The organism is Micromonospora sp. NPDC048999, from assembly GCF_040649295.1.
Classification (GTDB): Bacteria; Actinomycetota; Actinomycetes; order Mycobacteriales; family Micromonosporaceae; genus Micromonospora.
In genome coordinates this window covers 31,006-55,394 of sequence record NZ_JBEZFI010000001.1, presented here as the reverse complement: position 1 = coordinate 55,394, position 24,389 = coordinate 31,006, and the positions used below count along the sequence as shown (strand labels likewise).

Here is a 24,389-nt window from a genome sequence, read left to right as displayed (position 1 = left end):
GGCTAATCCGAGGCTTCCGCTTCGTTTAGTAGGCCGGGCGGGCCGGCGGCCGGTCGGCGGGCCCAGCCGAGGAAGCGGTTGAAGAGCTGTCCCGGCTCGGGCCTGTCGTCCGGGTGCAGGATGCGCAGCTCGCCGGCTGCGTCGTGCAGCATTCCGCCGAGGTAGACCAGGAGCGCTACCCGGTCGTTGGCGTACTCGTGGAGCAGGGTGAGCCGGGCGGTCGGGCAGGGCGCGGTGCAGGCGCGGCAGAGCCAGAGTGGCCGGATCGGCGTGTGTGGCCTGGTCACCAGCGGCCGCCGTTGGCTCGCCAGGTTTGGGCCGGGGTGAGCCAGCCGGCTCGCCCGACCTGCGGGTTCGCGACGGTTACCTCGTTCCACCATCGGTTGTTCGGTGGCGGTGTGGGCGGTTCGGTGGGGACCGGCGCATGTCGGTCCGGGCAGGCGGTCCAGCGCAGGCCGCAGGAGCACCAGCGCCGTCCGCGGCGCCAGGTCCGTCGGTGCCGGGGGGCGAGCGGCACCGGCCCCGCGTTCCGTCGCGACCACATCGTCACCACCCCCGATCCGGTACGCGGACCAGCGCCTCGCTGTCGGCCGTCAGCTTGTCGATCACGTCGTCGGGTAGGCCGCGCGAGTGCAGCACCCGCCGTCCCCAGCGGTGCAGCAGGCAGGGGTACGGGGTCCGGTCGCTGCGGCACAGCGGGCCGGTGGGCCACTCCTCGGGTGCGTGGACCAGCACCGCCCGGATGGCGAGCTTGACGTCTTCTGCCGTGACGACCCACGGCATCGGTAGTTCGCCGATCACCTTTTCCATCGCGTCGATCGGTTCATCGACCACTGACCGCACGCTGTTCCACCTCTCGTCAGGGTGCGGCACCGAGACGGGCGGGGTCGGCCGTGCGCGCATGATCGGCCGGAGCCCGGCATCCGCCCCGGGCCAGTCCAAGACCGGAAGTCCGGTCACCTCTAGTCCTCTAGAGGACTATGTCTGGTCACGTTATGGTTGCCCGGGTCGGCCGTCAAGTCCTCTAGAGGATTAGGCTTCAGCGGGGAGGTGGCGATGACCAGTGATCTCGGCGCGAAGGCTCCGAAGTATCAGCGCATTGCGGATGAAGTGCGCCGTGAGATCAAGGACGGGATCTACCGCCCGGGTGAACGGTTGCCTGCCGAGGCCGCGTTGCTGGAGCGGTTCCGGCTGATTTTCCCCGGGCTGTCGCTGCAGACGCTGAGAAACGCGATCGGGGTGCTCCGAGGCGAGGGCTTGGTGGAAGCGCGGCACGGAGTGGGAACCTTCGTCGCCCAGAGCCGGCGGCTCCAGCGTCGTTCGCGGTTTCGGTACGGCCGGGCCCGAAACGATCATCAGTTGCTCACGTCCCACCTTCGCCACGAGATCACCGAGGTCGGGCGCGTCGCGCCGCCAGAACGCATCGTGTTGCTGGCCGCACTTGACCCCGATACCCAGATGCTCGTCCGTCGCCGCACTCTCTTTGACCGAGAGACCGGCAAGCCTCAGGAGTTGGGCGCAAGCTACCTGCCGCTGTCCTTCGCCGAGGGCTCCTTGCTGGAAGCACCTGAGGTCGTGCCGAAGGCGTTGTTCCTCTGCATGGAGGATCTGAGCGGTAAGCGATACGCGCACGCTCGCGATCACTGGTACTGGAGGATGCCCAGCACGGCCGAGGCGGAGGCGCTGCAGATCGCTCCGAGTAGGGGTGTCCTGCACCTCGTGCATGTCGCACGTGCGGCTGACCACACGCTGCTTGAGGTATCCGAGTCGGTGTGGCCCGCGGACTGCGTCGAAATCATCGACGAATATGAACTCCCCGAGCGGTCTGAGGACCTCCGTGGGCTCTCGGATGTCTAGCAGGGGTGAGATAAGCAGAGTCGACCACGTCGACAGGATGCGTGACCACTGGTGGTGGCGCCCTGGGTGGCGGCCGGGCCGGCACTTCTACGCCTGTCACCTCAGCATGGTTCGCCACACCTCATTGGTTCGGCTGGTCGAGGCGTACCAGGCCGGCCTCCGCAGACTCTCGACGCTCGACCTGATCCCGCCTGGCTGGCTTCACCTGACCTTGCAGGGGATCGGCTTCGTGGACGAGGTAGCGGACAGCGAGGTGGTCGAGCTGACAGGCAAGCTTCATGATCGCCTTGTCGCGCTGACTCCATCGGTGGTGACCTTCCACCGGCCGATTGTCCGGCCTGAGGCGGTCTATCTGCCGGCCGACCCGCCCGAGCCAATCAGGGCCCTGCGAGCCGTCGTGCACGAGGTCATCGCTGGCGTGCTGGGCGATGATCGAGTCGAGCAACTGCCCCGAGATGCCGCCGAGTACCGGCCACACGTCAGCATCGCGTACTCGAACGCGAGGCAGGACGCCGAACCGATAGCCAGTGCGCTCAACAACGTCGAAACCGAGCCCGTCCCGGTCGTGCTTGACCAGGTCGACCTGCTGCGGTTCGATCGCGATCATCGGATGTACGAGTGGACGGAAGCTGTCCCGCTTCGCATCGGCGCGGACGGGGAGGACAGATGCCCGCCAGGCCCGAGCGGGCGCAGCTCGCGGTTCTGATCCATGAGCGGATCAATCTGGCGAGCTCGCAGGCAGAGAGAAGGCGCCGTCAACCGGGCAGCTCAGATCGCTCCCGAATGCGAGTCGGCTCTCCGCACGGCACACTCGGACTCGGCGAGATCACGATATGACGGCGGCTCGGTGGCCGACTACTACAAGCCGTCGTTGATGCGGGAGGATGGGCGACGTGGAAACTCTTCGGCTGGTACTTCTCTACGTTCATCTGATCGGGTTCGCGATGCTGCTCGGTGGATCGATCGCCCAGTACGTCAGCGGCCGGCTGCGGATCAACGCGGCCATGCTCTGGGGCTCGGTGATCGGGTTGTTGACCGGAATCGGTCTGGCCGCGCCGTTGCGCGACGGGCACGAGCCGGCACCGGCGAAACTTGTTACCAAGTTGGCGCTCGCGCTGATGATCTTCGTCATGGTCTTCTTCTCCCGCAAGCGGGAGTCGGTCAACCGGGGCCACTTCCTCGCCATCATCGGCTTGACCCTGGCCAACGCGGCGGTGGCGGTCTTCTGGCACTGACGGTGCTCGGCGAGAGAAGGCGCTGGCAGTGGGTACGAACTTCGCGAGCAGTCTCCGGCATTTCGGGAAATTGTGCCGGAGGGATGGTTAAGCCAAGAGGGGAGCCAATGCGCGGGTGGGTGACGGTTCACACCCCGCCGCCTACCGGGCATTGACGATCATGCCGGCTCCTGCTAGCTTGATCTTTCGATCGACGTGTTTGGGTCGCCTTGATTCAAAGAACGGGGAGGCAAGTGATGGGTCGACTGCTTCGTAATGTATTGCTTTGCTCCGCCCTTGTGGCTGGAGTTTTGATGCCTGCTGGGCCTGTTCAGGCATCTAGTGCGACGATCCTGACTCTCGTCTGCGACGGGCCGCCGGCCCAGGCGCGCTCGATCTCCATCAAGTGTGACGGCACGAGGAGTGGTTACACCGAGTTTCGGGTCGAGGGCGAATTCTGTGATCAGCGCGGTTGTACGTGGCGTTTTGGTGCGTGGCAGAAGTACAACTCCGGGAAATACTCTACGGCGAGCGATTCGGTCTTGTACTACAGTGGTCTCATGGGTATCGACCACCGTTAAGATAATAGCGATTGGCTGAACTGCTAAGCGATTGAGCCGGGCCGCAGTGGCGGTCCGGCTCAATCGTGTATTTGGAAATTGGGAACAGCTGGTGTGCCTATCGGTGCTCAGGGCGATGAACGTTTCCGCGAGCGAGGCTGGCGTTAGTCCGGTCGCCTCTCGACGTTTGCGCTCTGTGGCGAACCTGTCTATCAGAGTGCTGGTCAAGCAGGCCAGGGCTGCCTGCCGAGCAGGCGGACATCATGGCGGGTTGGACTATGGGAGGTTTCGGTAGGTTCCGCAGAAGGATCAGTGATTTGCCCCACCCGAGGGTTACGTAGGGGTAACGGACGCCCAACAGTCGTGCACGATTGGCGGCCGGTGGGTGGGCGCGGGCGTACGCTCCCGTCCGTAACGTGGGACGCCGGCAGGCATACCGCAGGCCGGCGAAAGGGCTGCCACCGCGCACGACGCGGTGTGCAATGGGAAGGAGTCGTCTTGCGCTCTGTGCGTGGGATGCGGATCGTCGCCTCCGCTTTCGTGGCGGGTGGCCTCGTGCTGGGCGCCGCCGCGTGTGGTGAGGCCCCCAAGGACAACAACGCCGGTGGTGCCAGCGGGAAGAAGTACACCGCCTGCATGGTTACCGACACGGGCGGCATCGACGACAAGTCGTTCAACGCCGGCGCCTGGGCCGGCCTTGAGGCGGCCAAGAAGGCCAACAGCAACATCGACATCAAGTACGTCGCCTCGCACCAGGAGGCGGACTACGAGGTCAACCTCAACGGCTACGTCAACCAGAAGTGCGACTTCATCCTGGCCGTCGGTGGCCTGATGGAGAAGGCCGCTAAGAAGGCCGCCGAGGCGCACCCGGACCAGCAGTTCGGCATCGTGGACGCCAACCCGGGCCTGGACAACATCTACCCGATGCAGTTCGACACCACCCAGGCGGCCTTCCAGGCCGGTTACCTGGCCGCCGGGATGAGCAAGACCGGCAAGGTCGGCACCTACGGCGCCATCCCGATCCCGCCGGTGACCATCTTCATGGACGGTTTCGCCGACGGCGTGGCCTACTACAACCAGGCCAAGGGTAAGAACGTCCAGCTCCTCGGTTGGGACAAGGCGGCCCAGAAGGGCTCCTTCTCCAACTCCTTCGACAAGCAGGACGACGGCAAGAAGGTCTCCGACGCGCTGGTCGCCCAGGGCGCGGACATCGTCATGCCGGTCGCCGGTGGCTCGGGCCTCGGCACCACCGCCGCCGCCCAGGCCTCCGGTGGCAAGTACTCGGCGATCTGGGTCGACACCGATGGCTGCGAGAGCACCCCGAACTGCCCGGCGCTGCTGACCACGGTCGTCAAGAACATCCCGGGCGCCGTCAAGGACGCCGTGCTCAAGGCCGCCAGCGGCGAGAAGCTCCAGGCCAAGCCGGGCTACGTCGGCACCCTGGCCAACGACGGCGTGTCGCTCGCCCCGTTCCACGAGTTCGACGGCAAGGTCCCGGCGGACCTGAAGGCCGACCTCGACAAGATCAAGGCGGACATCGGCAACGGCACCATCAAGGTCACCTCCAAGTCCCAGCCGGTCACGGAGTGACCAGTCCGCCGGCCACCGCACCGAGGGCATCGGTAGCGGAGGCCGGCGGGCACCAGGCACGACGCATCGGCCGCCTCGACGTACGTGGGACAAGCCCCGCGGCGCCGGGGCGGCCGGTCCCCCCTTACCCGCAAGGAACCGATCCGGCTCGATGGCCGGCGCGGCAGCGGCTACGCTGCCCGATCGCTCGCACTCCCGGAGGTTGCGCTGAGACTCGAACTGCGCGGCATCACCAAGCGGTTCGGTGATCTGGTCGCGAACGACCACATCGACCTGACGGTGGAGCCTGGAGAGATCCACGCCCTGCTCGGCGAGAACGGCGCCGGCAAGTCGACCCTGATGAACGTGCTCTACGGGCTCTACCAGCCCGACGAGGGCGAGATCCTGGTCGACGGAGAGCCGCTGAAGCTGAAGGGCCCGTCGGACGCTATCGCTGCCGGGATCGGCATGGTGCACCAGCACTTCATGCTGGTGCCGGTGTTCACCGTGGCGGAGAACGTCATGCTCGGCGCGGAGCAGGTCAAGGGTGGCTTCACCGGCCTCCTCGACCGCCGCCGCGCCCGGCGCGAGGTCGCCGAGGTCTCCGAGCGGTACAACCTCCGGGTCGACCCGGATGCGGTGATCGAGGACCTGCCGGTCGGCATCCAGCAGCGGGTGGAGATCGTGAAGGCGCTCACCCGCGACGTCGACCTGCTGATCCTCGACGAGCCCACTGCGGTGCTCACCCCGCAGGAGACCGAGGAACTGCTCGCGGTCATGCGGTCGCTCAAGGCGGCCGGCAAGTCGATCGTCTTCATCACCCACAAGCTGGGCGAGGTGAAGGCCATCGCGGACCGGATCACGGTGATCCGGCGCGGGAAGACGGTGGGCACCGCCGAGCCGAGCGCCAGCCGCGACGAGTTGGCCGCGCTGATGGTGGGCCGCAGCGTCCGGCTGACGGTCGACAAGCAGCCGGCCAAGCCGGGCAAGCCGATCCTCGAGGTGGCCGGCCTGGTCGTCGACGACGACCGGCAGGTGCGCGCGGTCGACGGCGTCGACCTGACCGTGCATGCCGGTGAGGTGCTCGGCATCGCGGGCGTGCAGGGCAACGGCCAGACCGAGCTGATCGAGACGATCATGGGCCTGCGACCCGCGCTCGCCGGCACCATCACCCTGGACGGCGAGGCCGTGCACGGCTGGCCGACCAAGAAGGTGCTGCGCGCCGGCGTCGGCTACGTGCCGGAGGACCGCAGCGTTGACGGCGTGGTCAAGGAGTTCTCGGTCGCGGAGAACCTGGTGCTGGACATCTACGACCAGCCGCCGTTCGGCAAGGGCCTGTCGCTCAAGCCGGACGCCATCGCGAAGTCGGCGAAGGAGCGGATCGAGCAGTTCGACGTCCGCACCTCCTCGGCGGACTCGCCGGTGGGCACCCTCTCCGGTGGCAACCAGCAGAAGGTGATCGTGGCCCGGGAGCTGTCCCGGCCGCTGAAGCTCTTCATTGCCGCGCAGCCCACCCGGGGTGTCGACGTCGGCTCGATCGAGTTCATCCACAGCCGGGTGATCCGTGAGCGGGACATCGGCACCGCGGTCATGGTGGTCTCCAGCGAGTTGGACGAGGTGATCGGCCTGGCCGACCGGATCGCGGTGATGTACCGCGGCCGAGTCATCGGCGTGGTCGGCCCGGACACCCCGCGCGAGGAGATCGGCCTGCTGATGGCCGGCATCACCCCGGACACCGCCACGGCGACCACCGATGGCCCTGGCAACGAGGAAGAGGCATGAGCAACCCCAATGCGGTCTCGGGCTCTCCGGACCAGGAGTCGGCGACCGACACACGGGAGGCGCGGGCGATCCCGACCCCGCGCGCCGGCGACGGCGAGCATGCGGTGACCGCCACCGCGACCAAGGAGCCCGCCGCCGAGCCCCGCCCTTCGCTGGGCCGGCTGTTTCTGGAGAACCTCTGGGCGGCGAACACGGTCACCGTGACCGTGCTCGCCGTGCTGCTGGCGATGCTGGTCGGCGCGGTGCTGATCATCGCCTCCGCCCCGGACGTGCTGGCCACCTACAGTTACATCACCGCTCGGCCGGCGGACGCGCTCAACTCGAGCTGGGCCGTGGTCAGCGACGCGTACGCGAACCTGTTCAAGGGCGCCATCTTCGACCCGGACGCGTCCGGCTTCACCGCCGCGCTGAGCCCGATCTCGGAGACGCTCACCTACGCCGCGCCGCTGGTCTTCACCGGCCTGTCGGTGGCGCTCGCCTTCCGCGGCGGCCTGTTCAACATCGGCGCCCAGGGCCAGGCGACGATCGGCGTCGTCCTCGCCGCCGCCGCCGGCTTCGCGCTGCCGCTGCCGCCGGGGGTGCATCTGCTGGTGGCGCTGCTCGCCGGCGCGGTCGGCGGTGCGATCTGGGGCTTTATCCCGGGCATCCTCAAGGCACGGACCGGCGCCCACGAGGTGATCAACACGATCATGCTGAACTACGTCGCGGTCTACTTCCTGGCCTGGATCATTCTGCAGGACGGGGTGCACAGCCCGGACCGCGCCGACGCGATCAGCAAGCCGGTCGACGCCTCCGCCCAGCTGCCCCGGCTGCTCGGCGGCGACCTGCGGGTGCACGCCGGCATCCTGGTCGCGGTGCTGGCCACCGGGTTCGTCGCCTGGCTGCTCAACCGCTCGACGCTCGGCTTCGAGCTGCGCGCGGTCGGCGCCAACCCCGACGCCGCCCGGACCGCGGGCATCAGCGTCACGAAGACGTACGTGCTGGTCATGGTGATCGCCGGTCTGCTGGCCGGCCTCGGCGGCTCGAACATGGTGCTCGGCTCGACGGCCGACTCGCTCACCCCACAGGTGGTCGCGCAGATCGGCTTCGACGGGATCCTGGTCGCGCTGCTCGGCCGGGTGAAGCCGTGGGGTGTGCTGATGGCCGCGCTGCTCTTCGGCGCGCTCCAGGCCGGCGGCAACCGGATGCAGTCGTACTCCGGTATCTCTCTGGAACTGGTCACCGTGCTCCAGGCGCTCATCGTCATCTTCATCGCCGCGCCGGCCCTGGTGAAGGCGATCTTCCAGCTCCGGGCCGCCCGCGCGGCCCGGCTGCAGACGAGCCTCGCGAAGGGCTGGTGAGGCATGACCACCATGACTGTCCCCGACGTCGCCGTCACCACGGTCGACGAGGGTTTCTGGACCCGGACCCGAAAGATCGGTGCGGTTCTGCTGGGGCTGGGCGTGCTCGCGGCGGTGCTCTTCGGGGCGTTCGCCACCGACCAGGAGGCCCGGTTCACGCTTAGCGAGACCGAGGGCGGTGCCGCCCTGACGATCCACGGCACGACCGGCGCGATCCTGTTCGGGGTCATCGCCGCTGCGGCTGGCGCCGCGCTGCTCGCCGGGGTGCCGAAGCGCTGGTTCACCCTGTTGCTTGGCGTCGGGCTGGTCGCCTTCGTGGTGAGCTTCCTCTGCTGGCAGGTCTCCGCCGCTCCCGCGGGCAGCAACTTCATGCCGCTGGTCAACGTCGTCCGCGGCACGTTCATCCTGGCCCTGCCGCTGATCTTCGGCTCGCTGGCCGGCGTGCTCTGCGAGCGGTCCGGCGTGGTCAACGTGGCGATCGAGGGCCAGCTGCTGATGGGCGCCTTCTCCGGCGCGCTCTTCGGCAGCCTCTCCGGCAACGTCTGGGTCGGGCTGGTCGCCGCCGCCATCGGCGGTGCGTTCATCTCGCTGCTGCTCGCCGTGTTCGCCATCCGCTACCTGGTCGACCAGGTGGTCATGGGCATCGTGCTCAACCTGCTCGCGGTCGGCGTCACCGGCTTCCTCTACGAGCGGCTGATGCAGCGGGACGCGCTCAAGTACAACAACGCCCCGCGGTTCAGCAACTGGGAGATCCCGCTGCTCAAGGACATCCCGCTGCTCGGTCCGGCGCTGTTCCGGGGCAACATCTTCCTCTACCTCGGCCTGCTGCTGGTGCTGGTGATCCACATCGGGCTGTTCCGTACCCGGTGGGGGCTGCGGACCCGCTCGGTCGGGGAGCACCCGACCGCCGCGGACACGCTGGGCGTCAAGGTGCTGCGGCTGCGCTACCGCAACGTGATCATGGCGGGGCTGGTGGCCGGCGTGGGTGGCGCCTCGTACACCCTGGCGATGTACTCGTTCACCAAGAACATGATCGGCGGTAAGGGCTTCATCGCCCTGGCCGCGCTGATCTTCGGCCGGTGGAGCCCGACCGGGGCGCTGCTCGCGGCGCTCTTCTTCGGCTTCGCCGACCAGCTCGCCACGTACCTGGGCGCGGTCGGCAGCAGCATCCCCAGCCAGTTCCTGGCGATGCTGCCGTACCTGGCGACGATCCTGGCGGTGGCCGGGCTGGTCGGCAAGGTCCGGGCCCCGGCCGCCGACGGCAAGCCGTACATCAAGGGCTGACCGCCCGCGACGCAGCGTGCCCGGCGGGAAGGCTCGCCGGGCACGCCCGTCTCCGGGCCGTGCTCGGTGTCGGCGACCACCGTCGGCGCCCGGGCCGGGCCTGATCTGCAGGAATTGGGCAGAATGGGAGATGTGATGGAGATCGACTGGGAGCGGCTGCGGGCCGCCGCCACCGAGGTGATGCGGCACGCGTACGTGCCGTACTCGAAGTTCCCCGTCGGGGCGGCCGCCCTGGTCGACGACGGCCGGGTGGTGGTCGGCTGCAACGTGGAGAACGCCGCGTACGGCGTGGTCCTCTGCGCCGAGTGCGGGGTGGTCTCCTCGCTGCACGCCACCGGCGGTGGCCGGATCGTCGCCCTCTCCTGCGTCGACGCCACCGGCGAGCCGCTGATGCCCTGCGGCCGGTGCCGCCAGCTGCTGTGGGAGCAGGGCGGCCCGGAGTGCCTGATCGAGGCCAAGGGCGGCCCGCTGCGCATGGCCGAGCTGCTGCCGCATGCCTTCGGCGTCGAGGACCTGGAGGCGGTGACCGGCGAGCATCCGGTGCCCGTGGTGCCGGACCGGCTCGCCGCCTGGCGGGGCCGGGGCACCGTCTTCGTGCACCCGGACCTCTCCGCCGGGCAGCAGGTCTGGACGGCGTACTGGGAGCGGTCGGCCGGCGACACCGAGGGCGCCGAGACCGGCGTGCTGGAGGAGGGCCCGGCCTGGGGCGACCCGGCGGAGGCGATCACCTGGGGGCTGGCGCGTACGCCCCGGGTCGTCGTGGTCGACGCGTCGGGCACGATCTTCTGGGCCGGAGAAGGCGAGCCTCCGCTGGAGATTCCGGTTCGTTGGGGTTGAGCTGGTGGAATCGGGCCGAGGGTGCCCGGCTCCGGGCGGTCAGGCTTGATCCCTCCGCCGGTCACCCTCGGCCCGATTCCTCGGTGGTCACCGTTCGCGGGTGGGTTCGACCGCGCCCGATTACTGATTGGAACTTGTGGTGAGTGCTTTTACGGCGGTTGACGTTATCCGGGCGAAGCGGGACGGGGGTGTGCTGAGCGACGGGCAGATCGAGTGGGTCGTCGACGCGTACACCAAGGGGCTGGTGGCCGACGAGCAGATGTCGGCGCTGGCCATGGCGATCCTGCTGCGCGGCATGAGCGGGCCGGAGATCGCCCGGTGGACCGCCGCGATGATCGCCAGTGGCGAGCGGCTGGACCTCTCGCCGGTGACCCGGCCGACCGTGGACAAGCACTCCACCGGCGGCGTCGGCGACAAGATCACCCTGCCGCTGACCCCGCTCGTCGCCGCCTGCGGCGCGGCGGTGCCGCAGCTGAGCGGCCGGGGTCTCGGCCACACTGGCGGCACGCTGGACAAGCTGGAGTCGATCCCCGGCTGGCGGGCCGCGCTGAGCAACGCGGAGTTCATCGCCCAGCTCCGCGACGTCGGCGCGGTCATCTGCGCGGCCGGCGACGGGCTGGCCCCGGCCGACCGCAAGCTGTACGCGCTGCGCGACGTCACCGGCACGGTGGAGGCCATCCCCCTGATCGCCAGCTCGATCATGAGCAAGAAGATCGCCGAGGGGACCGGCGCGCTGGTGCTCGACGTGAAGGTGGGCTCCGGCGCGTTCATGAAGACCGTCGACGACGCCCGCGAGCTGGCCCGGACCATGGTCGAGCTGGGCAAGGCGCACGGGGTGCGGACGGTCGCCCTGCTCACCGACATGTCCACCCCGCTCGGCCTGGCGATCGGCAACGCCGTCGAGGTGACCGAGTCGGTCGAGGTGCTCGCCGGCGGCGGCCCGGCCGACGTGGTGGAGCTGACCCTGGCACTGGCCCGGGAGATGCTCGACGCGGCGGGCCTGCCGGACGCCGACCCGGCGGCGGCGCTGCGCGACGGCCGGGCGATGGACTCCTGGCGGACGATGATCCGGGCGCAGGGTGGCGACCCGGACGCGCCGATGCCGACGGCCAACGAGGTCGAGGTGGTCCGCGCCGACGAGGACGGCTATGTCGCCGGCATCGACGCGTACGCGATTGGGGTGGCCGCCTGGCGGCTCGGCGCTGGTCGGGCCCGCAAGGAGGACCCGGTGAGCATCCCGGCCGGCGTGGTGCTGCACAAGCGCCCCGGCGACCCGGTACGCGCCGGCGAGCCCCTCTACGAGCTGCGCGCCGAGCACGCGCAGCGGATCCCGGCCGCGCTGGCCGAGGCGGGGCGGGCGGTCCGGATCGCCCCGGCGGCCCCGGCCGCTACGCCACTGGTGATCGAGCGGATCGGCTGATCGTCCGCTCGGCTCCGGCCGTGGTGCCGGCCCCGACGAGCGGCTATTCTGCCTGGCCAAGGGGGGACCGATCGGCGCGAGCAGACAGGAATGAGCCGTGCGCGTACCTGCTCCCGACCCCCGGGCCGTTCGTGAGGCGAGCCTCGACGAGCTGTCCCGGCTGGGTCTTCCGCTGCCGCCGCCGCAGTTCCCGCTGGTGTGGGAGCCGGGGGACGAGGTCGAGCTGCGTCCGACAGCCGAGATCGAGGCGCGGATCGCGGTCCTGCACCTGATCCTGGCCCGTTGCTTCGGGATGCCCGCGCAGGCGGCGATGAGCTGGCTGCTGGAGTCGCACCTGGTCGACACGGTGACCCCACCCGAGTGGCAGTTCGTCATGGGCGGCAAGGGCGACCACCGCTCGTTCGTGCTGCACCACGACGCGCTCTTCTCGCTGGCCTGGGTGTTGGGGCTGGCCAAGGAGCTGGATCCGACCGTGCCGGTGGACCAACGGCTGGTCGAGCGGATGCCGAACCTCGTCGGCGGGGAGACCTTTTCGCAGTGGCGGGCCCGGATCCTGGCCGCGCCGCAGCATCCGGCCGACGCCGCCGCCCTGCTCGACCTGCACTACTGCCTGGACTGGGCCTACCTGGAGTCGGAGCGCACCGGCCGGGCACTGCCCGGGTTGGTGGACGCCAACGCGATCGGGCAGCGCCGGTGGGCGCTGGAGTGGGCGGTGGTGCTGCGCGGGCCGTACCACGACGAGCCGCCGGGCTGGGAAGAAGTCGACCTGTCCACGTAGGCAACGATCAGCGGGGCCGGTGCACGCCGAGCCGGACGGCGAGGGTCACCGGCACCGGCTCGGGCAGCGCGGCGATCCGTTCGGCGAGCCGGGTCGGGTCGGTGTGCCAGGCGCTCGGCCCCATGCCGACCAGGGTGGCCACCTCGGCGCGGCGCAGCGTCAGCCGGGCCCGGTGCTCGGTGGCTGATTCCTCGGTGAAGTGCGCGCCGAGGCTGCCGGCCACCCGGTCCGACTTGGCCGGATCCACCCGGAGCAGGTCGAGCGCGTCGACCAGTTCGGCGAGGTGATCCGCGGCCGGGGTGACCACCAGCAGCGCGCCCGCCGGGTCGAGCACCCGGTGAAACTCCGGGCCGTTGCGTGGCGCGAAGACGTTCAGCAGCACGGCGGCCGAGGCGTCGGCCAGCGGGAGTCGCTGCCAGGTGTCGGCGAGCGCCGCTGCCGCGCGCGGGTGGGCCCGTGCCGCGCGGCGCAGCGCCGGCTTGGCCACGTCCAGGGCCAGGCCGACGGCGTCCGGCACCGCCGCCAGCACCGCCGCGAGGTACCAGCCGGTCCCGGCCCCGGCGTCCACCACCATGGGGTACGGGGCGACCACCTCGGCGGCGGTGACGGCGAGCACCTCGGCGGTGGTGGCGGCGAGCACCTCGGCGGTGGTGGCGGCGAGCACCTCGGCGGTGGTGGCGGCGAGCGCGGCGGCGACGGTGTCGTAGTGGCCGGCGGCGAGGAAGTCGGCGCGGGCGGCGACCATGTCGGCGCTGTCCCCACTGTGTGGGGCGCGGCCGGCGAGCAGGTTGACGTACCCCTGGCGGGCGATGTCGAAGCTGTGCCGGCGCGGGCAGCGGAGCGCGCGGGCGGTGCCGGCGGTGGTTTCGGTGAGCGGCTCGGCGCAGACCGGGCAGCGCAGCCGGTCGAGGATCCGGCCGTCCATGACCCGACCCTAACCCAGTCGTTGACGCGTCAGCCAAACGGCTCGTGCGGCGTGACCGCTCCGGCCGCGTGGCCGACACCGCCGAGCCGGGGTCCGGTCCCGTGTGGGGGCCGGGCCGTCGGTGGATAGTGTCTGAGCATGGTCGCAATCCGGTACGAGGACATCGTCAAGGTCCCGAAGGCGCTGCTGCACGATCACCTCGACGGCGGTCTGCGGCCCGCAACGATCGTCGAGCTGGCCGCCGAGGTCGGCCACGAGTTGCCCACCACCGACGCGGCGGCGCTCGGCCAGTGGTTCGTCGAGGCGGCCAACTCCGGCTCGCTGGAGCGCTACCTGGAGACGTTCGCGCACACCGTGGCGGTCATGCAGACCGCGCCCGCGCTGCGCCGGGTCGCCCGTGAGTGCGCGCTCGACCTGGCCGCCGACGGCGTGGTCTACGCGGAGGTCCGGTTCGCTCCCGAGCAGCACCTGGAGCAGAACCTGACCCTCGACGAGGTGGTCGAGGCAGTGGTGGCCGGCTTCGCGGAAGGCAGCGCCCTGGCCGCCGAGGCGGGCACGCCGATCCGGGTCGGCACCCTGCTCACCGCGATGCGGCACGCCGCCCGCTCGCAGGAGATCGCCGAGTTGGCCGTCCGGCACCGGGACACCGGGGTGGTCGGCTTCGACATCGCCGGCGCCGAGGCGGGTTTCCCACCCACCCGGCACCTGGACGCCTTCGAATACCTCCAGCGGGAGAACTTCCACTTCACCATCCACGCCGGCGAGGCGTTCGGGTTGCCGTCGATCTGGCAGGCGATCCAGTGGTGCGGCGCGGACCGGCTCGGCCACGGCGTCCGGATCGTCGACGACATCACCCCGGGGCCGTCGCCGGTGCTGGGCCGACTGGCCGCGTACGTCCGGGACAAGCGGATTCCGCTGGAGCTGTGCCCCTCGTCGAACGTGCAGACCGGGGCGGCGCCGTCGATCGCCGAACACCCCATCGGGCTGCTGCGCGACCTGCGCTTCCGGGTGACAGTCAACACCGACAACCGGCTGATGAGCGGCACCTCGATGTCCCGGGAGATGGCGCTGCTGGTGGAGGCCTTCGGCTACGGCTGGAAGGAGCTCCAGTGGTTCACGATCAACGCGATGAAGAGCGCGTTCATCCCGTTCGACGAGCGACTGAAGATCATCGACGAGGTGATCAAGCCGGCGTACGCCAAGCTGATCGGCTGATCACGGCTGCGCGTGTGGGTGGCCGGCGAGCAGGGCGGACACCCGGCGCAGCACCTCCCGGGCCCGTGCCGCCTCGGCGCCCAGACCGGTCTGCCGGCGCAGCACGGCCGGCTCGGCACGCAGCAGGGTGATCCCGCGCCGGATCAGCACCCGGGGCGTCTTGCGCTGCTCGGACAGGTCGCGGGCGAGCCGGCGGACGAAGGTCGCCCCGCGCGGTCGGCGCAGCGCGTACGCCCCGGCGAGCAGACCGCGGCGACGGCACTCCTCGACGATCTCGGCGGCGAAGATCCCTTCGGCGACGAAAAGTGGCGACCCAGCGACGTCGAACGGCCGGGTGTCCACCTTTCGGTCCGCGCCGATCGCATAAACCGGCACATCGGCCTTGCCGTCCCGAGCCAGTCGGGCAATTGTTTCCACCGCTGCGCCCGCGTCCCAGGACAACGGTGACTCCCAGTCCGCATGTCCGTTCCGGCGTGGCAACGTAGGGTCATCGCCGTCCTTGTAGAAGTCGTCCAAGCAGAGCACCGGAAGCCCGGTTCGTTGCGCGATGTACGACTTTCCCGAGCCGGAAGGGCCGGCGAGAAGGACGACGCGGTGAGGGTGTTCCATTACTTCGAGTAACTCCGACCAGACGGATTGCTATCAAATTGCATCAACATCTCATCACACCTTCGGTGAGGGACAACCTGGGCTTTCTCTTTGGGGACCGGCGTGATGGAATCTCGGAGGTCCGACCCGCCGGGTCGGTCGCTCGGCGTTGCCCGCGGGTGACGTTCGGACGCGGAAATGCGAGGGCGGTGACGTGAGCAAACGACCAAAGACGGCGGGCTCCTTCCTGTCGCGTCTGCGCCGGCCGGCCAGCCGGCTCCGCGACATGCCGATCTGGTCCAAGCTCGGTCTGATTCTGATCGTGCCGACCATCGCCACGGTCCTGGTGGGCACGAACAGCCTGGTCAGCCACCTGGGGACACTCAACAATGCCAACCGGGCCGGCGACCTTGCCAACCTGATCGGCTACTCGGGTGACCTGGTCGACACCCTGCAGGACGAGCGGGTCTCCGCGGTGCTCTGGCTCGGCGCGGATCGCCCAGGCCAGAGCAAGGCCGAGCGGGTCCAGTCCAGCGCCCAATACCAGGAGGCCTACAGCCGGGCCACCTCCCGGGTCGACCAGAGCAAGGGGCCCTACTCCCGGCAGCGGGCCGCCATCGACAACCTGCCGAGGAAGTTCGAGGCCCTGCTCGCCGACATCGACAAGGGTCTCGCCGACCTCCCGGGCACCCGTAGCCAGGTCTACAACGGCAAACTGAGCATCAACGAGGCGGAGAAGTCGTACGAGGTTCTGATCAACAACCTCCTCGCGATCCGGGACTCGGGCACTCAGTTGGCCGGTGACAACGACCTGAGCGACCAGATGCGCGCCGCCGCCGCGGTTGCCCGGCAACGCGAGTACCTGTCCCAGCGTCGGGTGGTCGTCCACCAGGCGCTGGTGGGCAAGAGCCTCACCCCGATGCTGCAGCAGCAGTTCATCGCCAGCCAAACCGGCCAGACGCAGGCGTTGGAGACCTTCAGGGCGGTCGCCACCCAGGCCGACGCCGAGTTCTACGACCAGACCGTCGCCGAATCCGACCTGCGTGAGGCGAGGAAGTACACCTCCCAGATCACCGAGAGCGTCGACGGCAACCTGGCCGATGTGTCGTTCGGGCCGGACCAGTGGGACGCCGCCATGGTGGCCTACGCCCGGCAGATCCGTGCGGTCGAGTCGAAGCTCGACCACAACGTGGTCCGGCAGGCCGAGCAGCTCCGCTCGAACACGCAGAGTCAGGTGTTCCTGGAGACCGGCCTGCTGCTCGGCATGCTGCTCCTGTCCATCCTCTTCGCGTACCTGATCGCCCGCTCGATGGCGCGATCGCTGCGCGAGCTGCGGCTGGGCGCCCTCTCGGTGGCCCAGTACGGCCTCCCGCAGGCCGTGGCCCGCCTCCGGGATCCGCAGGTCACCGGCCAGCTCTCCCCGGTGCAGCTGGCCAACCAGATCGCCGAGCCGCTGCCGATCCGCAGCAAGGACGAGTTCGGCCAGGTGACCGAGGCGTTCAACGCCGTCCACCTGGAGGCCGTCCGCACCGCCGCCGAGCAGGCCGCCCTCCGGGCGTCCGTCGCGACGATGTTCGTCAACCTGGCCCGCCGGTCGCAGATCCTGGTCGACCGGTTGATCGGCCACCTCGACCGGCTGGAGCGCGGCGAGGAGGACCCGGACCGGCTGGCCGAGCTGTTCCAGCTCGACCACCTGGCCACCCGGATGCGTCGCAACGACGAGAACCTGCTGGTCCTCGCCGGCGCGGACTCGACCCGCGTGCAGCGCGAGCCGGCCGCCCTCATCGACGTGCTCCGCGCCGCCCAGTCCGAGGTCGAGCACTACACCCGGATCGAATTCGGCGTGATCGACCGGGACATCGAGGTCGCCGCGCATGCGGTCAACGACATGGTGCACCTGGTCGCCGAGCTGTTCGACAACGCCACCGCCTTCTCCCCGCCGGACTCGCACGTGATGGTGGAGGCCCGGCGGATGGGCGACCGTGCCTCGCTCTACGTCGAGGACCGGGGTATCGGCATCAGCCCGGAGCAGCTGCACGAGCTGAACGAGCGGCTCGCCACTCCGCCGCAGGTGGACGTCGCGGTCTCCCGGATGATGGGTCTGGTCGTGGTCGCACGACTGGGATCCCGGCACGGCGTCAAGGTCGAGCTGCGACCCGGTGCCGACCGCGGCACGGTGGCGGACGTCACCCTGCCCACGTCGGTGCTGGTGCCGCGTGCCCTGGCCGGCCGGGGCCAGCCGGCAGCCGCGCTGCCGGCCGGCGCGGCCGCACCCCAGCAGAGCGGTCCGGCCCCCGCGTTCGGTGCCCTGGCCGCCTTCGGCAGCGGCCCGAACACCCCGCCGCCCCCGGCCCTCGGCGCGTCCGGCAACCAGGTCACGGTCGGCGGACGCGCCTTCGACCCGGCGCCGCACAACGGCTCCGGCACCCCGGCCACAGCTGGCGGGGCCCGGTCGATGCCGGCCTGGTCCGACCTCACCGGCGCCACCGGGCTCGCCGGCGGCGACGCCTTCGCCCCGCGACCGTCCAACGGCCAGTCGATCGACCCGCTGCCGCAGCGGCGCAGCCCGGCCGAAGGTGACCCGACCAGCACCGGCCAGCAGCCGGCCGTCCCGCGGCAACTGCCGAGCAGCCCCGAGGCATGGCCGTACGGCCTGCCGCCGGTGTCCGCGCCGCCGGTGCCGCCGGTCTCCGCGCCGCCGCTGCCGCCGATCTCCGGCGCACCCGTCTCCGCCTTGCCGGTCTCCGGCCAGCCGGTGTCGGCCGCGCCCGCCTCGGTCCCGCCGGTCTCCGCGCCACCGTTCGGCCAGTTGCCGCCGCGTCCGGTCCCGCCGACCCCCGCGCCGACCGTCGGCGCGCCGCCGGCCTGGCCGCCGGTCTCCGCGCCCGATCCGGCCGCCGCCCCGCCGGTGCCGGAGCGCCTCGCCGCCGGTCTCGACATGACCACTGAGCTGCCCCGGGTGCCCCGCCCGGAGACGCCGCCGGCCGTCAGCCGGCCGGCGCCCGCGCCGCAGCAGGCGGCCAACCAGCAGCGGTACGCGGACGAGACGATGGAGCTGCCGATCTTCCGCGAGCTCGAGTCTGCCTGGTTCCGTACCCGGCGGCCGGGGCCGGAGGAGCCGGCCACGGCAACGAGCGCCCCGACCCAGCAGTTCGCCAAGGTCGACACCGCCGGTCGGGCCGTCCAGCAACCAACACCCGGGACGACAGGTAACACGCCGATGGCACACACTCCGATGGCCGGCGGAGCCCCGCGCGACAACGGATCGTCGAACGGGGGCCTGCGTCCCGGTTCCGCCGAGGCACTGCCGAACCGGCGGGTGCCGCAGCAGACCGCCGGCTGGCAGACCTCGGCCGACGACGGTTGGCGGGCCGCCTCGGCGGCCACCGAGGTGCCGGTTACCGAGACCACCCAGCAGGGCCTGCCCAAGCGGGTGCCGATGGCGCAGCTCGTGCCGGGTGGCGTCGAGAAGCCGAGCCCGTCGGCGCAGCGCCGGACGCCGGAGGGCGTACGGGGCCTGCTCTCGGCCTACCATCGGGGCGTGCAGCGGGGGCGTAACCACCCGTCCGACAGCAACACGACCGGCCCGGAGGCGACTCCGGGCGGGCAGTCCTCGCAGTCTGGCTCAGGCCCGGTGGCCGGGAGCGGGCAGAAGGAGCAACAAGGATGACTACTACGCAGGATCTTGGATGGCTGCTAGCCAACTTCGCCGACCGGGTACCCGGTGTGGCGCACGCGGTCGCGGTCTCCGCCGACGGCCTGCTCCTCGCCGCGTCCCGTGACCTTCCGCGGGACCGCGCGGACCAGCTCGCGGCGATTTCGTCCGGCCTGGTCAGCCTGACCCAGGGCGCGGCCCGTTGCTTCGAGGGCGGGGCGGTGTTGCAGACCGTCGTCGAGATGGACAACGGCTTCCTGTTCCTGATGTCGATTTCGGACGGCTCGTCGTTCGCGGTCCTCGCCGCGCGCAGCTCCGACGTCGGCCAGGTCGGCTACGAGATGGCCCTGCTCGTCGACCGGGTGGGCGACGCACTGACCCCGCAGCCACGTACGGCTGTCGGGATGATGGGCTGACCGACGCGCTGACCGGTGGGTCAGGAGCGGCAACAACTACGACAACGACGGGTTTCACCGGGTAGAGCCGGCAAGGGGTACGAAGGAGGTGAGCGGCGACATGTCCGATCGTGACGAGCCAACCGGCGCGTTGGTCCGTCCATACGCCGTGACCCGCGGCCGTACCCGGCCCCGGCTCGATATCGCCCTGGAGGCGCTCGTTGAGACGACGGTGCGCGGCCGGGCCGTTGCCACTGGCAACGGTGGTCAGGGCCGTGAGCACCAGTACATCGCCGCGCTGTGTGACGGACGTGTGCAGTCGCTCGCTGAGATCGCGGCGCGGATGCAGCTGCCGCTCGGCGTGGCCCGGGTGCTCATCGCCGACATGGCGACGGACGGCCTGGTCGCGGTCCACGAGCCGACCATCCTGGACGACTCCGACGACGCGGTGGGCACTGAACTGCTGGAGAGGGTGCTGAGTGGACTTCGCAGGCTCTGACATGTCGCACCGGCCGCCGGTCCCGAGCGGGCGCGTGACGTCGGCGAAGATCGTTATCGCCGGTGGCTTCGGCGTCGGCAAGACGACGCTGGTCGGCTCGGTCTCGGAGATCACGCCGCTGACCACCGAGGCGATCATGACATCCGCCGGTGTGGGCGTTGACGATACCCGGCAGGTGCCGGGCAAGACGACGACCACGGTGGCGATGGACTTCGGTCGTATCTCGATCGACCGCGACCTGATCCTGTACCTGTTCGGTACGCCGGGTCAGACCCGGTTCTGGTTCATGTGGGACGAACTGGTCCGCGGTGCCATCGGCGCCGTGGTGCTGGTCGACACCCGTCGACTGGCCGACTGCTTCGCCGCGATCGACTTCTTCGAGCACCGGCGGCTGCCGTACCTGGTGGCCATCAACTGCTTCGACGGCATGCAGTACCACAACCCGCAGGACGTTCGGGACGCGCTGGCGATCTCCAGCGACGTGCCGGTGGTGGCGTGCGACGCCCGGAACCGGGAGTCGACCAAGCACGTGCTGATCTCGCTCGTCGAGTACGTGCTCACCATGCGGCGTTCGCGGGCGGTCGCGCCCGCCTGACCGGCGCCCTGAAACGCCCGGTGACCAGTGCCACCGGGCGTTTCACGCTGCCCGCTGGCAGCCACGCCGGTGGCGACAGACAGCCGGTCAGGAGTACCGGGTCCAGGTGCCCAGGCTGACCACGTAGACACCGAGCGAGTCCCGCTCCATGCCGCCGTGCCGGATCGGGGCGAAGGCGTACCCGCCGGCGATGCCCTCGGCCACCTGGTTCTGCATGTACGCCCGCAGCCGGCCACGGTCGACGCTGGTCGCCGCGCGGGCCGCCGTGGCGAGCAGGTGAATCGCGTCCGAGCCGTACGGGGCGAAGCCGCTGAAGGTGCCGTGCTGCTGGATGTAGCGGAAGGTGAAGTCCCGTCGGGCGAGTTCCGCGGTGGTGGTCATGGTCATCGTGTTCGCGGCGAGACAGGCCGGGTGGACGGCGTACGCTCCCTCGACGGCGGCGGCGTTCGCCCCGGAGAGCGTGTCCTCGGCGACCGCGCCCGAATCGAAGAAGAGCAGGCCCCGGTAACCGGCCCGCCGCAGCTCCCGCGCTGCGGTGCCGGAATCCGGGGCGGTGCCCCAGATGATGACCCCGTCCAGATCGTCGGCCACGGCCCGCCGCGCGGCGGCGGTGAAGCTCTGCCCGGTGGCGGGCAGGCGTACGGTCCGCACCAGGTCCACGCCGGCGTCCGGCAGGGCCCGGCGTACCGCCTGCACGCCGGAGTCGCCGTGCAGCCCGTCGGCGGCCAGCAGGGCGACCCGCCGGACCTCGAGTGAGTTGATCAGGCGGGCCATGCGGCGGGCCACGTCACCGGCGTCGGGGGTGAGCTTGTAGATGAACGTGCGCCGGGCCAGCGGCAGCACGATGTCGTCCCCGGCCGCCAGCGACATGAATGGCACCTGAAGCTTCTGGGCGACGTCGATGATGGCCATGGAGGTCTCGGTGGAGGTGCCGCCGACCAGGGCGTGCACCTCGTCCCGCCGGGTCAGCTCGGTGGCCTGCCGGGCCGCCTCGCGGGGATCGCTGTGGTTGTCCCGGATCTCCAGGCGCACCGTACGCCGCAGGTTGCCCACCGGGATGCCGTTGAGGTTCAGCGACTCCACGGTGATCTCCATGGCCCGCCGCTGGAGCACGCCGAGGGCGGCTCCCTTGCCGCTCAGCTCCAGGATGACGCCGATCACCAGTTCGTGGCTGCGGCGCGCCGTGGTGCCGCCCGTCTGGCCGTCCTCCGACTGCTGGTCCTGCCGTCCGCACGCGGTGAGCAGCAGGGTGCCGGCCGCCGCGGCGAAGACACCCCGCCGGGTCAGCACGGAGGAGTCGAATGCCGCTGTCGCCATTGGAGTCGCCTTCCCACGCCCGGCGACGCCCGCCGCCAGCTGTCCCCGGGGTATGGTCCCGGCCGGCCCGACCCGTCGTCAAATCAACCGGGTGTGGGCATAAACACGCAGGTGGGAAGGGGAGTGGCGCCGATCAGGACCGGTAGCCGGCGGAACGGTACTCGTATTCGCGTTCGTCGTCGCGGTCGCCGGTGTCCCGACTGAAGTCCCAGCCGCCGGCTGCCTCCCGCCCCGGGCGGCCGCCGACGGCGAAACCGCCGATCTCCTGGCCGCGCCGCCAACCGCGGAAGTAGCCCGTCGTGTTCTCGGCGAGGCTGGCCGCGTTTCGCACGATTCGCAGTGGACGCTCGTCGCGCAGCGGCGAGCCCGGCACCAGGTTGGCCTGCGGTACGCGCTTTGGCAGGCCGGCCGTGGTCTCCGCGCCAACCGTCGGGCGGGCCGCCTGTTCGGCGGCCTGCCAGCCGGTGTCGGCGGTGCTCGCCCACTCCAGACCGGTCTCGTCGTCCTGCCCGACGAACCAGGCGGACTTCGCCTGGGCGAAGATCAGCAGGTCGCCGTCGCCCTCGTCGGAGACCGGCGGGGGCCGGTGCTCCTTGGGCTCGGGCGGCTGCTCCAGGTCGCGGCGCGGCGTCAGACGCGCCGCGCTGGAGTGGTCGAGGCGCTCCGGCGGACCGGGCAGCTCGGCGTGGGGCACCGGCCGGCCGGACCGGTCGGGCTGCTGCCGGTCGACCAGCCGCAGCGACCGAGCGTCCAGGCCCGGGTCGGTCGGTGGGTCCAGCTCGGCGCGCAGCGCCCGATCGGCCAGCGGCGGCGGCTCCACCAGCCGCAGCATCGGCGGCTCCTGAGGCAGGTCGTCGGCGAGCCACGGCGGGGTGACCCGGCTGGTGCCGGGGTCGCTCGGCGCGTCCACGCTCCGGCCGTCGTACGGGTAGCCGGCAGGGGGCTCCGTGGCTCGGTCGTCCTGGTCGCCGTTGTTGACCAGCGGCCAGTTTGCGCGGGAACCCGGGGGAGCGGACTCCTGCCCGGGGCGCGGTGTCGGCACCGGGACGCTCGGGTCGGTGACGCTGAAGCCCCCGGTCGGCAGCTCTTGGGTGATCTTGGGGCGCGGCGGGATGACCGTGCGCTGACGGTCGGCACGAGCCTTGTTGATCGCCGCGGTGGTCAGAGTCGGTCGGAACGGCTCGCCGGCCTCGGCCGGCGGCACCTTGCCCCGCTGCACGGGGGCGATCGGGGTGATCCCGGGGGGCGGCGGAGGCGGTGCGGAGATTGGCCGGTTGGTGGGCCCATCCACCCGCTGCGGCATCGGCGTGCGAGCCGACTCCGTAAGTGACGGGGGCGCCGACGTCGGCCTGCCGGCTGAGGCGGCCGGGGCGACCGGTGCGACCGGTGCGGGGGCGACGGGCGGCGGCGTGACCGGTGCCGGGGCGACCGGTGGCGGGCCGAGCGGCCGGGGCGACGCCGGCGCGGCCGGTCCGGAGATCGGCTCGGGGCGGCTGCGCCGGCCCACCGGCTCCGGCTCTTCGGGTCGGAGCGCACGCAGGCCGGTAGCGGCGTCGGTGAGCTCGGGCCGCTCGTCGACCGACTCGCCAAGCCGCGCCCCGGCCCGGCGGGCGGCCGCCGGTGCCGGTGTGGGTGTGGTGACCCGGGCGCTGAGCGCGGCCACCAGCGCCGCGCAGCCAGCGTCGCAGGCCCGGACGGAGGAGACCGCCTGCCGCACCGTCTCGGCGACGGCGGCGGTGAGCGCCCGGTTGACGGTGGCCCTTCGGGGCGTCTCGGCGATGGCGACCCGCAGCGCGGTCACCGCGTCGTTGATCGTGTCGGCATCGGCGACACCCTCGCCCGCCAGGTGCGCGGCGACGGCGTCCGCGGCGACCGCCACCTCGCGTCCCCGGGCCATCGTGCCGCTGAGCATGCCAGGCTCCGGCAGCGCGTCGAGAACGGCCAGGGAGATGGGCTCGGCCGGGTCCGGGTAGGCCCGGAGGGCGGCCGGGTAGAGCTCGCGGAGCACCTCGCGCAGCGCCACCGCGGCGGAGTGCCGCCCGCTGGCCAGCGCGGCGTGCGCGGCGAGCACCTGCTTGTAGCCGGCGAGGTCACGGGGGGCCGGCAGGGTGACCGCGGAAAGGGCGCCGGCCTGCAGCGCCCGGGCCAGGCCGACAGCCCGGCGCTCGGCCGGTGGCGACTGCATCTCCTCCAGCGAGTCGTCGTCGGCGAAGCGCTCGGCGAAGTCGTCGACCGAGTCGTCGTCCGCGATCGCCAACGGGCGACCGGCCGCGCTGAGCAGCGAGGTGACCGTGTGGTCGTCACTGTCGGCGGCGATGGCCGCACCGCTCGGCCCGCCCGACCGCTCCACGAGCAGCGCGACCAGCTGGGCGTAGCCAGCGGGGTCGTCGCCGATCTCGGAGACATGCAGCAGACGGCCTGCGTCGTCGACCACAGCGGACGTCAGCGTCGATCCGGCCGAAGCCAGCCGGTCGGCCGGATCCGCCGAGGCCAGACCGCAGTACACGCGCACGAGCGCCACGGCGTCGTCCTCCTCCCGGGACACAGGTCTTGCTCTGC

The 24,389-nt window shown here is 71.0% G+C and carries 21 protein-coding genes; 15 read left to right on the top strand and 6 right to left on the bottom strand.

What is annotated here, in order from left to right:
• Positions 1–2: 2 nt before the first annotated feature.
• Positions 3–290, bottom strand: a complete 288-nt coding sequence (locus tag AB0C02_RS00245; RefSeq protein WP_357540946.1) for a hypothetical protein — start codon at positions 288–290, stop codon at positions 3–5.
• Between the two features lie 256 nt (positions 291–546).
• Positions 547–834: a hypothetical protein gene (locus tag AB0C02_RS00240; RefSeq protein WP_357539499.1), complete on the bottom strand. Its 288-nt coding sequence runs from the start codon at positions 832–834 to the stop codon at positions 547–549.
• A 222-nt stretch (positions 835–1,056) separates the two neighbouring features.
• Between AB0C02_RS00240 and AB0C02_RS00235 the strand changes: the two genes are divergently transcribed.
• The 10 genes from AB0C02_RS00235 to AB0C02_RS00190 all read left to right on the top strand — a co-directional run bounded on the left by AB0C02_RS00235 (position 1,057) and on the right by AB0C02_RS00190 (position 12,641).
• Positions 1,057–1,857 (top strand): GntR family transcriptional regulator, encoded by an 801-nt coding sequence (locus AB0C02_RS00235; RefSeq protein WP_357539497.1) that lies wholly within the window; start codon positions 1,057–1,059, stop codon positions 1,855–1,857.
• Positions 1,808–2,563 (top strand): 2'-5' RNA ligase family protein, encoded by a 756-nt coding sequence (locus AB0C02_RS00230; RefSeq protein WP_357539495.1) that lies wholly within the window; start codon positions 1,808–1,810, stop codon positions 2,561–2,563. Before AB0C02_RS00235 ends, AB0C02_RS00230 begins: the two co-directional genes overlap by 50 nt.
• Before the next feature lie 187 nt (positions 2,564–2,750).
• Positions 2,751–3,092 (top strand): hypothetical protein, encoded by a 342-nt coding sequence (locus tag AB0C02_RS00225; protein ID WP_357539493.1) that lies wholly within the window; start codon positions 2,751–2,753, stop codon positions 3,090–3,092.
• Positions 3,093–4,147: 1,055 nt separating this feature from the next.
• On the top strand, positions 4,148–5,221 hold the full coding sequence (locus AB0C02_RS00220) for a BMP family ABC transporter substrate-binding protein (protein ID WP_357540943.1): 1,074 nt from the start codon (positions 4,148–4,150) through the stop codon (positions 5,219–5,221).
• An 84-nt stretch (positions 5,222–5,305) separates the two neighbouring features.
• Entirely contained in the window at positions 5,306–6,982 is a 1,677-nt protein-coding gene (locus tag AB0C02_RS00215) for an ABC transporter ATP-binding protein (RefSeq protein ID WP_357539491.1), read from the top strand.
• Complete coding sequence (locus AB0C02_RS00210; RefSeq protein WP_357539489.1) at positions 6,979–8,322, top strand: ABC transporter permease; 1,344 nt, start codon at positions 6,979–6,981, stop codon at positions 8,320–8,322. The genes AB0C02_RS00215 and AB0C02_RS00210 overlap by 4 nt, the downstream gene beginning before the upstream one ends.
• Positions 8,323–8,325: 3 nt before the next feature.
• The gene (locus AB0C02_RS00205) at positions 8,326–9,606 is read left to right on the top strand and encodes an ABC transporter permease (RefSeq protein ID WP_357539487.1); all 1,281 of its coding nucleotides are present in this window, start codon (positions 8,326–8,328) and stop codon (positions 9,604–9,606) included.
• 135 nt (positions 9,607–9,741) lie between these two features.
• The gene (locus tag AB0C02_RS00200) at positions 9,742–10,443 is read left to right on the top strand and encodes a cytidine deaminase (RefSeq protein WP_357539485.1); all 702 of its coding nucleotides are present in this window, start codon (positions 9,742–9,744) and stop codon (positions 10,441–10,443) included.
• Positions 10,444–10,582: 139 nt separating this feature from the next.
• Complete coding sequence (locus AB0C02_RS00195; protein ID WP_357539483.1) at positions 10,583–11,863, top strand: thymidine phosphorylase; 1,281 nt, start codon at positions 10,583–10,585, stop codon at positions 11,861–11,863.
• Positions 11,864–11,960: 97 nt separating this feature from the next.
• The gene (locus tag AB0C02_RS00190; RefSeq protein ID WP_357539481.1) at positions 11,961–12,641 is read left to right on the top strand and encodes a DUF4272 domain-containing protein; all 681 of its coding nucleotides are present in this window, start codon (positions 11,961–11,963) and stop codon (positions 12,639–12,641) included.
• A gap of 7 nt (positions 12,642–12,648) precedes the next feature.
• On the opposite strand, the gene AB0C02_RS00185 is transcribed toward AB0C02_RS00190, so the two are convergent.
• Positions 12,649–13,566: a putative RNA methyltransferase gene (locus AB0C02_RS00185; RefSeq protein WP_357539479.1), complete on the bottom strand. Its 918-nt coding sequence runs from the start codon at positions 13,564–13,566 to the stop codon at positions 12,649–12,651.
• Positions 13,567–13,704: 138 nt separating this feature from the next.
• Here AB0C02_RS00185 and AB0C02_RS00180 point away from each other — a divergent pair, with 138 nt between their 5' ends.
• Positions 13,705–14,781, top strand: a complete 1,077-nt coding sequence (locus AB0C02_RS00180) for an adenosine deaminase (protein ID WP_357539477.1) — start codon at positions 13,705–13,707, stop codon at positions 14,779–14,781.
• On the opposite strand, the gene AB0C02_RS00175 is transcribed toward AB0C02_RS00180, so the two are convergent.
• The gene (locus AB0C02_RS00175; RefSeq protein WP_357539475.1) at positions 14,782–15,222 is read right to left on the bottom strand and encodes an ATP-binding protein; all 441 of its coding nucleotides are present in this window, start codon (positions 15,220–15,222) and stop codon (positions 14,782–14,784) included. It abuts the gene before it with no gap.
• A gap of 361 nt (positions 15,223–15,583) precedes the next feature.
• On the opposite strand from AB0C02_RS00175, the gene AB0C02_RS00170 reads away from it, so the two are divergent.
• From AB0C02_RS00170 to AB0C02_RS00155, 4 genes are all read left to right on the top strand, one after another.
• Positions 15,584–19,039 (top strand): nitrate- and nitrite sensing domain-containing protein, encoded by a 3,456-nt coding sequence (locus AB0C02_RS00170; RefSeq protein ID WP_357539474.1) that lies wholly within the window; start codon positions 15,584–15,586, stop codon positions 19,037–19,039.
• Entirely contained in the window at positions 19,036–19,440 is a 405-nt protein-coding gene (locus AB0C02_RS00165) for a roadblock/LC7 domain-containing protein (RefSeq protein WP_357539472.1), read from the top strand. Before AB0C02_RS00170 ends, AB0C02_RS00165 begins: the two co-directional genes overlap by 4 nt.
• 100 nt (positions 19,441–19,540) lie before the next feature.
• Positions 19,541–19,918 (top strand): DUF742 domain-containing protein, encoded by a 378-nt coding sequence (locus AB0C02_RS00160; RefSeq protein WP_357539470.1) that lies wholly within the window; start codon positions 19,541–19,543, stop codon positions 19,916–19,918.
• Between the two features lies 1 nt (position 19,919).
• Complete coding sequence (locus tag AB0C02_RS00155) at positions 19,920–20,513, top strand: ATP/GTP-binding protein (protein ID WP_357539468.1); 594 nt, start codon at positions 19,920–19,922, stop codon at positions 20,511–20,513.
• 87 nt (positions 20,514–20,600) lie between these two features.
• On the opposite strand, the gene AB0C02_RS00150 is transcribed toward AB0C02_RS00155, so the two are convergent.
• Entirely contained in the window at positions 20,601–21,830 is a 1,230-nt protein-coding gene (locus AB0C02_RS00150; RefSeq protein ID WP_357539466.1) for an ABC transporter substrate-binding protein, read from the bottom strand.
• Positions 21,831–21,963: 133 nt separating this feature from the next.
• Positions 21,964–24,375, bottom strand: a complete 2,412-nt coding sequence (locus AB0C02_RS00145) for a transposase (protein WP_357539464.1) — start codon at positions 24,373–24,375, stop codon at positions 21,964–21,966.
• Positions 24,376–24,389: the final 14 nt, after the last annotated feature.